This is a genomic window from Candidatus Thalassolituus haligoni (assembly GCF_041222825.1).
GTDB lineage: Bacteria > Pseudomonadota > Gammaproteobacteria > Pseudomonadales > Oceanobacteraceae > Oceanobacter > Oceanobacter antarcticus.
The window spans coordinates 1,294,499-1,307,832 of record NZ_CP139482.1; the positions used below are offsets into that span (position 1 = coordinate 1,294,499).

Consider the following 13,334-nt stretch of genomic DNA (forward strand, 5'->3'; position numbering starts at 1 on the left):
ATCGATGGTAACGACCCATGGTCGTGATTGTGAGCCGACAGGAAGTACAACATGAGTGATGACAACGAAGAGCTCGACCCCCAGGCACTGGCTGATCAGGTGGCTGCCGGAATCGATGCCGCCGGACAGGATGATCAGGCGCTGGCCGATGAATGGGCGGCGGCGATGGAAGAATCTGGCGATGTGCCGGAGGACGAAGTCCAGGCGGTGGAGCTGGAAGAGCTGAAGGACGAAAGCAAGCGGGTAGTCGCCAACCCGGATGGCCCGGAGCTGGATGTAATTCTGGATATTCCGGTACGTATTTCCATGGAAGTAGGCAGTACCCAGATTCCTATTCGTAACCTGCTGCAACTGAATCAGGGTTCGGTGGTGGAGCTTGATCGTCTCGCCGGTGAGCCGCTGGACGTGCTGGTTAATGGCACCCTGATCGCCCATGGCGAGGTGGTGATGGTGAACGATAAATTTGGTATCCGCCTGACGGATGTGGTGAGCCAGAGTGAACGTATCCAACGCTTGCGCTAGACGGCCAATGTGGGCCAACGGTAAAAAATACTCCGGTGGTGTACTGAAGCACTTGTGTGCATTGACGCTGTTGCTGGCAGCGGGAGTCATGCTGGCCATGGATGCAGCCAGTAGCACTGGTAACAGCGTCGACAACAGTATTAACAACAGTATTAACAACAGCGTCAATAACAGCGTCAATAACAGCGTCAATAACAGCGACGGCAACGCCAGTATTGCGTTGAATCCAAACACCGATAATCGGTTAGAAATCACTCGGCCCCAGACACTGGACACCGGTAGCAGCCCCATGGCATCGGCAGGCAAGGTGGCCTTGTTTCTGGTGCTGGTGTTGGGATTGATTGTGTTATTGGCCTGGCTGGCGCAGCAAGTGAGACTGCGGGGCAATTGGGGTGGGCCAGCCCATGCAGGGCGTGGGCCGATGATTCGTACACTGGCGACCCAGTCGGTGGGTATCAAGGAAAAAATTGCGGTGGTTCAGGTCGGTGACAAACAACTGGTGCTGGGTATTACCGCGCGGCAAATAAGCCTGCTGACCGAGCTGGATACACCGTTGGAGCCGACACCGGCAGCCGTGCCTGCCGCTGCCCCGATGGGATTTGCCGAGTTATTAAAAAAGGCGGCCAGAGTATGACGAACGGATATGTCAGGTGGCTGACGTTGAAGCCGCTGGTCGCCGGATTGATATTGTTACTCGGCGCCAGTCAGGTACTGGCAGCGGACGGGGAGAGCGGCGGGTTACAGGCACTGAGTGGTATGGGCATTCCGGCACTGGTGTATCAGGCCAACGAGAGTGGCGGCGAGTACACGGTAACGATTCAGATTCTGGCCATCATGACGCTGTTGTCGGTGCTGCCGTCACTGCTGATTATGATGACCTCGTTCACCCGTATTGTGGTCGTCATGGCGATTTTGCGGCAGGCCATTGGCTTGCAGCAAACGCCATCCAATCAGGTCATGTTAGGGCTATCGCTGTTCCTGACCCTGTTTGTGATGATGCCGGTCTTGCAGGTCATCAACGTGCAGGCGCTGCAGCCTTACCTGAGTGAAGAAATTACCTCGGTACAGGCGCTTGAACGGGCGGTGATACCGATCCATGAATTTATGTTGGGGCAAACCCGCGAAAATGATCTGGATCTGTTTGTACGTATCAGCGGCCGGGATGATATTGCCAGCCCGGCGGATACCCCGATTCATATATTGATTCCGGCGTTTATTACCAGCGAGTTGAAAACTGCGTTCCAGATCGGTTTTCTGATTTTTATTCCCTTTTTGATTATTGATCTGGTGGTTGCCAGTATTTTGATGGCAATGGGGATGATGATGCTGTCGCCGGTGATTATTTCGCTGCCTTTTAAAATCATGTTGTTTGTGCTGATTGATGGCTGGGCGCTGATTATGGGGACGCTGGCCAATTCGTTTGGCACGGTTTAGACATATGGCCATGCGCCAGAACACGGAGATCAACCATGACCCCCAATGATATCGGCGATATTTTTACCAGCGCCATGTACATCGTACTGATTGTCGTCGTCGCGATTATTGTGCCCAGTCTTATTATTGGCCTGATGGTCAGTACCTTTCAGGCGGCTACCCAGATTAACGAACAGACGCTCAGTTTTTTGCCACGGCTGGTGGTGACGCTGTTGGCGATTATTGGCCTGGGTCCCTGGGCGGTGGGTATGGTGATTGATTACACCCGTGAGATTTATATGAATATTCCCTTCCTGATAGGCTAGGGGGCGTTCTCAATTAGTTAACGCGTCCTGTTATGGAGAAAAATCCATCAGGCAAGGCGTTGAACGCAGAGAATGACGCGTCCTTTTCAAGTCCGACAACACAGCATGGGGGATATTGACCCTGACCCAACTGGCTCTCAGCAGGCTCGGTTTAATCATTGAGAGCGCCCCCTGGGAACGCATCTGAAAACGACCGCGTTGCTGTGTTATCCGCTTTTTCTATATTCCTTCGGTGGTATGCCCAGCCAGCTTTTGAACGCCCGTGTAAAGGCTGCCGGGTCGGAGAATCCCAGTCGCTGGGATATCTGGCTGATGGTGAGTTCTGGCTGGTTCAGCAGCTGGATAGCGAGGTCTTGTCTGACCTTGTCCTTGAGGGCCTGGAAGGACGTTTTTTCCTGAGTGAGCTTGCGTCGCAGTGTGCGGCTGGTGACGTGTAATTCTGTCGCAGCGGTTTCCATGCTGGCCTGACTCAGGGTGTGTTGTGTGTGCAGGCAATGGGTCAGATAGTTGGTAACCTTGCGGGTGTAATGGGGGAAGAAATTGGGGCGTGTTACCCATACCAGTGGAGCGTTTTCGAGGTGGTTACGCAGGGTATCTTCGGTTTGTACCAGCGGTTCGTTGAGTAATTGGCGGTCGAAGACCAGGGCAATGCGGGGTTGGTCGAAAGTGACCTCTGCTGGAAATATCAGCCGGTATTCGCGGCCGTGGGCTGGTCGTGGGTAGCTGACCTGCACCCGGATTAACGGAATAAACCGGCCGATCAACCAGCCCGGAAAGCGGTGCCACAACAGCAGAAAAAACTCGGTAAACAGGTGGTCGGTATCCAGCTGCGGGTGTGTCAGGGTCATTTCAAACCAGGCTTCGTTGCCTTCTTCTCCTAGTGTGAGCTGGAATTCTTCGGTAAACAGGTCGTAAAACCGGCTGATATGGCGGTAGACACCGCGCAGGTTACGGGCATTGACGGCCTGTTTGGCCATCAAGGCAAAGGTGCCGTGTTTTCCAGCAGTGCGTGTCTGGCCGAGAAATTCATCATTGGCGCAACGCCAATAACCCAGCAACAGGGCAGCGAATTGTTCCGATGTCATGCGGGGCCCTCGTGTTGCCACCACCAGAGTCGGGTCGAGTCCAGCGTCGGCCAACAACTTTTGGTCGTCCAGACCATGGCGGCGCGCGGCGGCGGCAATGGTGCGGGCGTAGTGCATGGAAATCGAGCTGCGTTCAAACGTCATGGTGGCGTCACAGAAAGAGGGCCATAGTAGTTATTCGGCACAGAGCATAACCCTGATGTCCGATAATGTTAAGAATTCGGCTGGCGCGGCAATGGGCGACATTGGCCAATATGAGGGTTAATAGCGTCATCATCAGCCACCGTTATGCGGTTGGCGCGTTCATCGTGAAACTCGGGAGAATAACAATGAAAGAAGTCGTAGTTGTCAGTGGCGTTCGCGCTGCAATCGGTACGTATGGTGGCAGTCTTAAAGATACCGCAGTCTGTGATATGGCGGCCGCGATGGTGGCAGAAGCCATCAAGCGCGCCGGTATCAGTGGCGATGAGGTTGATCAGGTGGTGTTTGGTAACGTGATTCATTCCGAACCGCGTGATATGTACGTGGCGCGAGTTGCCGCAGTGAATGGTGGTGTGCGTGAATCCGCTCCGGCACTGACGCTGAACCGCTTGTGTGGCAGCGGCTTGCAGGCGGTGATTACGGCAGCGCAGCAGGTGCAATTGGGGCTGGCAGAAACCGTGATTGCCGGTGGTGCGGAATCGATGAGCCGTGCTCCCTATCATTTGCCAACGGCCCGCTTTGGTCAACGTATGGGTGACGGTGCCATGATTGATCCGATGGTGTCGGCACTGACGTGTCCATTTAATTATATTCATATGGGTATAACGGCAGAAAACGTCGCAGAAAAATACTCGGTTTCCCGTGCTGATCAGGATGCTTATGCCGCCCAGGGTCATCAGCGTGCCCAGAATGCGATTGAAAACGGTTATTTCGAAAGCCAGATTCTGCCAATCGAGCTCAAGTCGCGTAAAGGCACGGTAGAGTTTAAACAGGACGAACACGTGCGTATGGATTGCAGCGTGGCGGATATGGAAAAGCTGCGCCCGGCGTTCAAGAAAGACGGCACGGTCACCGCTGGTAATGCCTCGGGTCTGAACGATGGCGCTGCCGCACTGGTATTGATGGAGCGTGAAGCCGCCGAAAAACGTGGCCTGCCGGTACTGGGGCGTTTGGTGGACTATGCCGTCCATGGTGTGGATCCAAAGATTATGGGGATTGGCCCGGTGCCTGTCATCCGGCAGATTCTGGAACGTCAGGGTCTGAACGCCAACGATATTGATGTGTATGAGGTGAACGAAGCCTTTGCGGCGCAAGCGCTGGCGGTAGCACGTGAATTGAAGCTGCCACAGGAGCGTTTGAACCCGAATGGCAGTGGTATCGCACTGGGGCATCCGATTGGTGCCACGGGAGCCATTATTACTGTTAAAGCCCTGTACGAATTGGAACGTATCGGCGGCAAGTATGCCATGGTGAGTTTGTGTATTGGTGGCGGTCAGGGGATTGCGGCATTGTTTGCCCGCGACTGACCGAAGCGATTATCTTTGAACGCGATATCTTGTCGCTGCACCGTCGGGCAGGGGCAAGAATGTCATCTTGATGTATGACGATCAGGTGAAATTTGTTCAAAAGCGGTGTTGTCTCAATATTCTCTGACAATATCGACGTCACACTTCACAACGATTCGGCTTTCGGGGTTAACGTCGCTGTTAATCTTTTCCCTGCAGCCTTCACAGTAAAGGAGCTCACTATGTACGCTGGACAATCGGTTACGCTGAAAATGGCCGACTCGGGAATCGCCGAGTTGATTCTGGATGCCAATGGGGCTTCCGTTAATGTATTGAATGCTCATCTGCAGGATGAGCTGGGACAGGCTCTGGCGGCGCTGGGCACTCGCGCTGATGTGCGTGGGTTGTTGATTTACAGCGCCAAACCAGCTTTTGTGCTGGGTGCGGATATTACCGAGTTTACCGAACTGTTCGGAATGCAGGCCGCCGATATTTCCCGTTGGGCTGGCAAGGTGCATGGCTTGTTCAACACCATTGAAAAATTGCCTTACCCCACCGTTGCCGCTGTGAATGGTATGGCGCTGGGAGGTGGTCTGGAGTTGTCGCTGGCGGCCGATTTTCGTGTCGCCGACAAGGCTGCCAAACTCGGATTCCCAGAGGTCACATTAGGTATTTGCCCTGGCTGGGGCGGCACCGTGCGTTTGAGCCGCCTGGTTGGTGCCGAAGCGGCATTGGGCTGGATGTTGTCAGGCAAACCGGTGAAGGCCGCCCAGGCATTGACGCAAGGGGCGCTGGATGCGGCGGTTGAAGCCGATCAGCTGCTCGACACGGCACGCACGTTATTAAAAGAAGCCATGGCAGGTGAGCGTGACTACCTTGCTAACCGTCTCCGCAAGCAGGCCGCACTCGACAATAACGCGGCCACTGCGGCGGCGATGGAAAGCCTGAAGCAAACGTTGGGCAAGGGCCTGGACGTCCGTTATCCGGCGGCTCCGGCGATTCTGGCCACCGTCACCAGCGCCATGACCGAAGATTTTCACAAGGCGCTGGCAATGGAAGCCAAAACCTTTGGTGAGCTGGCCAGTGGTGTTGAAGCAAAAAACCTCGTTGGCCTGTTCCTGAATGACCAATACCTCAAGCGCGAAACCAAGCGCTGGGCCAAACAGGCACATCCGGTTGCCAAGGCCGCTGTTCTCGGTGCCGGTATCATGGGCGGCGGTATCGGTTATCAGGCGGCGCTGAACGGCACTCCGATGCTGATGAAAGACATTAACCAGGAAGCGCTGGATCTGGGCATGAGCCATGCTGGCAGTATTCTGGATCGCAGTATCAGCAAAGGACGCATGACCGAAGCCGGCAAAGAAAAAGTCCTCTCCGGTATTCACCCGACTTTGACGTATGAAGGCTTTACCGAAGTTGATTACGTGGTCGAGGCGGTGGTTGAGCGGTTTGATGTCAAACGTTCAGTGCTGGCCGAGGTCGAACACAAGGTGCCCGACAGTGCCATTGTGGCAACCAACACCTCGACTATTTCTATCGATTTGCTGGCTGAGCATTTGCAGCGCCCGGACAAATTCTGCGGCATGCACTTCTTTAATCCGGTACATGCGATGCAGCTGGTGGAGGTTATTCGTGGCAGCCAGACCAGCGACGAAACTGTGGCAACCACGGTGGCCTTTGCGGCGGCGATGGGTAAAACCCCGATTGTGGTGAATGACTGCCCGGGCTTTCTGGTTAACCGTGTGCTGTTCCCGTACTTCAACGGCTTTAACCGTCTGGTGATGGACGGGGTGGATTTTGAGCGCATTGACCAGGTGATGGAACAGTTCGGCTGGCCCATGGGGCCGGCGTATCTGGCCGATGTGATTGGCCTCGATACCATGGTTCACGCCGACAAGGTGCTGGAGGATGGCTTCCCTGAACGTATGGGTCATGACGATCGCCCAATCATCGAAAGTCTGCTGGAACAAGGTGCTCTGGGTCAGAAAAACGGCGTCGGCTTTTACGAATACGGCACTGATGAACACGGCAAGCGCTACAAACGTCGCTCTGAAAAAGTGGCCGCCATTCTGGAACAACGGGTGAGCCGCAATACTGAAATCACCGACGCCGAGATCGTTGAGCGGATGATGATTCCCATGTGTCTGGAAACCGCACGCTGCCTGGAAGAACACATCGTGGCCTCTGCCACTGAAGCCGATATGGGCCTGATTCTGGGTCTGGGCTTCCCGCGTTTCCGGGGCGGCGCGTTGCGTTATATCGACAATCTGGGCGCTAACCTGTTTGCCGCCCAGGCCGATGCCCATGCGGAATGTGGCCCACTGTATTGTCTGACCGATGACATGAGAGCCATGGCTGAAAGCGGCAAGACCTTTTACTGAGCAACTTTACTCTTTATTTATCAAGACCACTGCCGCTCGGCTGAATCAGAGAGCGGCAGGGCTAACAAGGAAATCGATTTATGAGTGATTATCAGCACCCTTATCGCGACGCGGAATTTGTACTGGAGCAGTTGGTTGGGTTTGATGCCCTGTGTGAAGCCGCTGGCCTGGAAGGCATTAACATGGAGTTGGCCAATACCGTTGTCGAAGAGGCTGGCAAGCTGGGGAGTGGCGTGTTAGCACCTCTGAACCAGGACGGTGATGAAAAAGGGGCCACCATCAACGCGCAGGGTGTGCAGCAAACACCGGGCTTCAAGGAAGCCTACCAGCAAATGACGGAAGGAGGCTGGTTGTCACTGAATGCGCCGGAAGAGTTTGGTGGTCAGGGACTGCCCAAGGTACTGAGTACTGCGGTGAATGAAATCTGGCATTCGGCCAACATGGCCTTTGCACTGTGCCCATTGCTGAGTCAGGGTGCAATTGAAGCACTGGCGCACCATGGCAGTGATGAGCTGAAAAACACCTACTTGCCGAAACTGATCTCTGGTGAGTGGACCGGCACCATGAACCTGACCGAACCGGACGCCGGTTCAGATCTGGCGGCGGTAAAATCCAAAGCCGTACCGGATGGCGACGCCTATCGCATCAGTGGCACCAAGATCTTTATCACCTGGGGTGATCACCAGATGACCGAGAATATCATTCACCTGGTGCTGGCGCGTTTGCCGGATGCGCCTGCCGGTGTCAAAGGTATCTCGCTGTTTATCGTGCCCAAATTCCTGCTCGACGACAACGGAGAAACCACCACCGAACGGAATACCGCCAGTGCGCTGTCGCTGGAGCACAAACTGGGTATCCACGGCAGCCCGACTTGTGTGATGGAATTTGAAAGTTCTCTGGGTTATCTGGTTGGTGAACCGCACCAGGGCCTGAAATATATGTTCACCATGATGAACGATGCCCGTCAGGGTGTCGGCGTACAGGGCTTGTCGGTATCCGAGCGCGCTTATCAACTGGCGCGTCAGTATGCCAAAGATCGTATTCAGGGCACTCTGCGTGATGGCAGCCGTATCGCCATTATTGAACACCCGGACGTGCGTCGCATGCTGATGACCATCAAGAGCACCACCGAGGCGATGCGTGCACTGGCGTTTATGGCTTCGGCCGAGCTGGATCGTGCCCGTCTGGTCGGTGGCGACGATGCCGCTGCACATATGGCCCGTGCCGAACTGTATACCCCGATCGTTAAAGGCTGGTGCACTGAATTGTCAGTCGAGCTGACGTCATTGGCGGTACAGATCCACGGCGGGATGGGGTTTATCGAAGAAACCGGTGCCGCCCAGCACTACCGCGATGCCCGGATTCTGCCAATTTACGAAGGCACAACCGCCATTCAGGCGCTTGACCTGATCGGCCGTAAAACCTTGTCGAATGGTGGCGCAGTACTGGATGGTTTGCTGGCAGAAATGGATGCCACGGCAGCTTCTGCCCGTAGCGCAACGGTTTTACCTGAGGCGGCACTGGCGCAGTTTGATACAGCGCTGGTGACGGCGAGGCAGAGTCGCGATTTTATTCTGGCGAATGCCCGTTCGGATGCTCATTTACTGGGTAGCGCTGCCGTCAACTTCATGATGCAAATGGGGTATGTCACAGGTGGCTGGCTGATGGTTCAAAGTGCCGAAAAAGCCAAAGCCTTGCTGGATGCTGGTCAGGGCGATCCTGAGTTTCTGCAGACCAAATTGGTAACTGCACGCTTCTTCTGTGAGCACATGATGCCTCGTCATCAGGCCCATGCAACGGCCTTGTTGGCTGGTAGCGAGAGCATCATGGGGTTGACTAACGAGCAGTTCTAGTCGGCCTTGAAAGTATTGTTCAACCACTGATTGATCGTCTGGTGCCAGACGAGTATTGATTTTCAGGCTCACCCTGTCCTGAAAATCCGCTGGTAGCAATACTCCGGCTACCGGCTTGTTTCCCCTGGTCAACCCTGGTTGGGCAGGGGTTTTTTATTGGTAATACGGTGTTTGTCTTATAACGATAACAACAAACATCCGAGCGCTGCTGCAGCGAACAGTGAGAGGTATCTATGACCCAACGTGAATCCATGGCCTACGATGTTGTTATCGTCGGTGCTGGTCCTTCTGGCCTCAGTGCGTCGATACGACTGGCGCAACTGGCTCAGGAACAGGGCCAGGAGTTAACCATTTGTGTGGTAGAAAAAGGCTCCGAAGTGGGTGCTCACATTCTTTCCGGAGCTGTCATCGAGACCCGTGCGCTGGATGAGTTGCTGCCCGACTGGCAAGCACTCGGAGCACCGCTGACGACACCGGTGATCAAAGATGAATTGTACTTGCTGCAGGATCAACAGAAGGCCGTGCAGTTACCGGGGCTGTTGATTCCAAAAACCATGCACAACGCTCATCTGGGCGACAAGACCAACTACGTGGTCAGTCTGGGTAATCTGTGTCGCTGGCTCGGCCAGCAAGCCGAAGCCCTGGGTGTGGAGATTTATCCGGGCTTTGCTGCCGCCGAGGTGGTGTTTAACGACGATGGCGCTGTGGCCGGTGTGACTACCGGTGATATGGGTGTCGCTGCAGATGGGCAGCCGAAAGAGGGAATGTACACGCCGGGTATGAACCTGCTGGGCAAATACACTATTTTTGCCGAAGGCTGCCGTGGCAGTCTGGGTAAACAGCTGTATCAGCGGTTTGAACTGGATAAGGACGCCGATGCCCAGCACTACGGTATCGGCCTGAAAGAATTGTGGGATGTTCCGGCCGACAAGCATCAACCCGGACTGGTGCTGCACGGTGCCGGCTGGCCATTAACCGGTGCTGGCAAAGACGCTACCGGGGGCGGTTTTTTTCTCTATCACGCTGAAAACCAACAAGTGGTGGTTGGTCTGATTGTGGATCTCAACTACAGCAACCCCTGGTTGAACCCTTATGATGAATTTCAGACGCTCAAACACCATCCGGTACTGGCACAGTATCTTGAAGGTGGCAAGCGGGTGTCTTACGGTGCCCGCGCCATTGCCAAAGGCGGTTTGAATGCCTTGCCAAAAATGCACTTTCCTGGCGGTTTGCTGAGTGGTTGCAACGCCGGTACTCTGAATGCTGCCAAAATCAAGGGCACCCATACGGCGATGAAAACCGGCATGCTGGCGGCTGAAGAAGTGTTTGCAGCCATTGCCGCTGGTGACGAAGGTGGCAAGGATCTCTGTGGTTATGCCCTGCGCTTTGAAGCCTCCTGGGTATACGAAGAATTGTACGCGACCCGCAACTTTGGCCCGGCATTACACAAGTTCGGTACTCTGATCGGAGGGGCGTTTAACTTCGTTGACCAGAATATTTTTAATGGCAAATTGCCGTTCACCTTGCATGACAATCATCTTGATTTCGCCCAGATGAAACCGGTGACCGAGTGCGTCAAAATAGAATACCCAAAACCGGATGGCGTGCTCAGCTTTGATAAACTGACCTCGGTGTTTCTGTCGAATACGTTTCATGAGGAAGATCAGCCCTGTCATCTGACCTTGAAAGACGCCAGTGTTCCTATGGCATCGAATTGGCCGAAGTATGCTGAACCGGCACAACGCTATTGCCCGGCAGGGGTGTATGAAGTGATCGAGAGTGAGGGTGCTAACAAGCTGCAGATCAATGGCCAAAATTGCTTGCACTGCAAGACGTGCGACATCAAGGATCCAGCGCAGAACATCAATTGGGTAACACCGGAAGGCAGTGGCGGGCCGAACTACCCAAACATGTAATGGGGTAGGAGCAGGGCGTAGCAAGGTAGGGATGCGGATAACAAAGAGCTGGCCATCGGGCCAGCTCTTTTATTTTTTTACACTAACAAAAAGCTTATTCCCAGCTGGCAACGCCCAACAGACGCAGCGTCTGGATAGTGAGCTGGCCGGAAGGCAGATCGTTGTCTTTTTGGAAGCGGGTAACCGCATTCATGGTCTGCCAGCCGTAGACGCCATCAATCGGACCTGGGCTATAGCTTTTATCTTCCAGAGCTTGCTGCAGTTCTGAGACAACATCTTTTGTGGTATTGGTTTCACAAAGAATCTCACGCCATTCCATCTTGGCATCTGTCACCTTGACGGTTTGAGGAATATCTTCGTAAACCGCAGGAATTGTTTCGGCGATTTCCTTCGGCTCTTCTACCAGCTTTTCAACTTCTACTGTTTCATAGATAGCCGGGTGTACGATTGTGGTGGTGTGCGCGGCAACGTCAACAACCTGCTTGGAGACAGCTTTGTATTCCGCAGGAATAACCACTTCTTCTGTACGTTCTGGTTTCACCAGGATGGTCTTGGTGATGATCTTGGATTCTTCTGGCACTTCGACCAGACACATGATTTCGCCAGTGGCAGAGTCAATTTTTTCAATCGGTCCGTTACCTTTTTTCCAGGTGGAATAGGCTGGACGAATAACGATCTTTTCTTCTACGGTTTTATATTCTGCTGGCAGTTTAACCAGCTTGGTAGACGCTTCTTTTACCATGACCTGTTCGGTGACAGTTTTATAGGTAGCAGGGACAACAACCAGTTCTTCCCATTCTTCGTTAACCAGCACCTGCTCTTCCGCCATCGCGTACTTGGCCGGTTCTACTTCCAGCTTGGACAGCTCAGGAGAAACCATTACCTGCTTCATCTGGGTTTCGTATTCTTCCGGAATTACCAGGCGGGCATAACAGTGTCCCGGGGTAGCATTCGGAGGCATAACGGAATCAGCGGTTGGAGTGGTAGATGTTGATTCAAGCGATTGGGCTGTTGCTACCTTTCCAGAAACAGTCGTTTTGCTTTCTTTTACTTCGGCCTTGAGCTTCGCATTTTCCTGCTCCAGCTCGTCGCGGGAGTCTTTCAGACGCTGGTACTCAGGAAAATCTTCCAGCGCAGCAGTGGATGCCGTGTCGCTGGATGGCTGGCTGGCACAACCGGCCATGACGGCCAGTGTCAGCGCGGAAAGAAGGTAGTTTTTTTTGTTCATCTAGTTGTGCTCCATTGCGTAAGATGTTTGAGTTGACAGACGGACGTAAGGAAGTGTCAAACTACGTTCTCCTGCCTGGTGCAGTTCCAGCTGCGCTCAGCCGCACCTTCGGTAAAATCTCGATAGATCCTCTGGGTATAAACTCTTTCGCCCAGCGGGGCTTCCGGTCAGTTTCAGCTCACTATGTCAGCTCATTGGTGTTACTCCAGATCAAGGCTCTCGTTGTGCTGTGACCAGAGAGAGCCTCATTCTGAGGTTTGGAGCTGATCTTGTACTGAAACCGCAGTATGCATCAAGTTATTCATTGGTTCCCTAGGTTGATCGAATATTGTTACAAAGAGGGTAAAATTGCAGCGCTTCAATGGATATCGGAGTGGTTTGCCCGCTTTGTTGTTTGTTGGTTTGGATATTCTGAGTATTTTGTCATTGTGAGGGTGACTGTTAGCTGACATCGTGATCCAACGCTACTTATCACTACTTTATATAGACTGTCGGAAGGATCTGCAGCCTGGCGATTGTCCCGTCGGGTTTCTCTTGTTTGCTGGGACAATTCCTGGTCTGCTTTCTGGTCTGCTTTAGCGACGGGTAGCCAGTGCAGAAATAGCTTAAATAAAGGTTGCCATGCGCCTCACCTGAGGTATACTTGTTTCCAGCTTGAAAGCATTGCCCTTATTTATTAGTACCCTTCGAAGTAGTAGTTCTTATTCCCTCGTTTGTAGTAGATAAGCACCAATTGAGTTCCAGCGTTGGCCTGTGAATTAATCACAGCGCCTTATCTTCTATTTATTCAGGAATATCAAAATGTCCAAGACAACTGGCGTAGTTAAGTGGTTCAACGAAGCAAAAGGTTTCGGTTTTATTGAACAAGAAAATGGCCCAGACGTTTTTGCTCACTTCAGCGCTATTGCTAGCACTGGCTTCAAGACTCTGGCTGAAGGCCAGCGTGTTGAATTCACTGTTAAGCCTGGCCAGAAAGGCCCACAAGCTGAAAACATCGTTGCTATCTAATTCGCCTCTGGTGATTTGGTAGTACATAAAAAAACGGGCCGATGCCCGTTTTTTTGTGCCTGTTATTCAGGCAAGCCTGCCCTTTTCCTGTCTTGCACAAACGCCAGCGGAGATC

The 13,334-nt window shown here is 53.4% G+C and carries 11 protein-coding genes; 9 read left to right on the forward strand and 2 right to left on the reverse strand.

All coding sequences use genetic code 11. The annotated features are described in order from the left end of the window. Window positions 1-51: 51 nt before the first annotated feature. The 4 genes from fliN to SOJ49_RS05900 all read left to right on the forward strand — a co-directional run bounded on the left by fliN (window position 52) and on the right by SOJ49_RS05900 (window position 2,261). Window positions 52-522: a flagellar motor switch protein FliN gene (fliN, locus tag SOJ49_RS05885; protein WP_369857306.1), complete on the forward strand. Its 471-nt coding sequence runs from the start codon at window positions 52-54 to the stop codon at window positions 520-522. Next, entirely contained in the window at window positions 497-1,156 is a 660-nt protein-coding gene (fliO, locus tag SOJ49_RS05890; RefSeq protein WP_369857307.1) for a flagellar biosynthetic protein FliO, read from the forward strand. Before fliN ends, fliO begins: the two co-directional genes overlap by 26 nt. Before the next feature lie 122 nt (window positions 1,157-1,278). Next, complete coding sequence (gene fliP / locus SOJ49_RS05895; protein WP_369858039.1) at window positions 1,279-1,956, forward strand: flagellar type III secretion system pore protein FliP; 678 nt, start codon at window positions 1,279-1,281, stop codon at window positions 1,954-1,956. A 35-nt stretch (window positions 1,957-1,991) separates the two neighbouring features. After that, window positions 1,992-2,261 carry a flagellar biosynthetic protein FliQ gene (locus SOJ49_RS05900; protein WP_369857308.1) on the forward strand — a complete coding sequence of 90 codons (270 nt, stop codon included), beginning with the start codon at window positions 1,992-1,994 and terminating at the stop codon, window positions 2,259-2,261. A 206-nt stretch (window positions 2,262-2,467) separates the two neighbouring features. Here the strand turns inward: SOJ49_RS05900 and SOJ49_RS05905 are convergent, their stop codons facing one another. Then, window positions 2,468-3,490 carry an AraC family transcriptional regulator gene (locus SOJ49_RS05905; RefSeq protein ID WP_369857309.1) on the reverse strand — a complete coding sequence of 341 codons (1,023 nt, stop codon included), beginning with the start codon at window positions 3,488-3,490 and terminating at the stop codon, window positions 2,468-2,470. Window positions 3,491-3,675: 185 nt separating this feature from the next. Here SOJ49_RS05905 and bktB point away from each other — a divergent pair, with 185 nt between their 5' ends. From bktB to SOJ49_RS05925, 4 genes are all read left to right on the forward strand, one after another. Further along, window positions 3,676-4,854 (forward strand): beta-ketothiolase BktB, encoded by a 1,179-nt coding sequence (gene bktB / locus SOJ49_RS05910; protein WP_369857310.1) that lies wholly within the window; start codon window positions 3,676-3,678, stop codon window positions 4,852-4,854. Between the two features lie 221 nt (window positions 4,855-5,075). Next, entirely contained in the window at window positions 5,076-7,214 is a 2,139-nt protein-coding gene (fadB, locus tag SOJ49_RS05915; protein ID WP_369857311.1) for a fatty acid oxidation complex subunit alpha FadB, read from the forward strand. Window positions 7,215-7,294: 80 nt separating this feature from the next. Further along, window positions 7,295-9,067 carry an acyl-CoA dehydrogenase gene (locus SOJ49_RS05920; protein ID WP_369857312.1) on the forward strand — a complete coding sequence of 591 codons (1,773 nt, stop codon included), beginning with the start codon at window positions 7,295-7,297 and terminating at the stop codon, window positions 9,065-9,067. Between the two features lie 233 nt (window positions 9,068-9,300). Then, entirely contained in the window at window positions 9,301-10,983 is a 1,683-nt protein-coding gene (locus tag SOJ49_RS05925) for an electron transfer flavoprotein-ubiquinone oxidoreductase (protein WP_369857313.1), read from the forward strand. 94 nt (window positions 10,984-11,077) lie between these two features. Here SOJ49_RS05925 and SOJ49_RS05930 read toward each other — a convergent pair whose 3' ends face one another. After that, window positions 11,078-12,211, reverse strand: coding sequence for a peptidoglycan-binding protein (locus SOJ49_RS05930; protein ID WP_369857314.1), 1,134 nt, complete (start codon window positions 12,209-12,211; stop codon window positions 11,078-11,080). Window positions 12,212-13,012: 801 nt separating this feature from the next. On the opposite strand from SOJ49_RS05930, the gene SOJ49_RS05935 reads away from it, so the two are divergent. After that, complete coding sequence (locus SOJ49_RS05935; protein ID WP_303431885.1) at window positions 13,013-13,219, forward strand: cold-shock protein; 207 nt, start codon at window positions 13,013-13,015, stop codon at window positions 13,217-13,219. The last annotated feature ends 115 nt before the right edge of the window (window positions 13,220-13,334 follow it).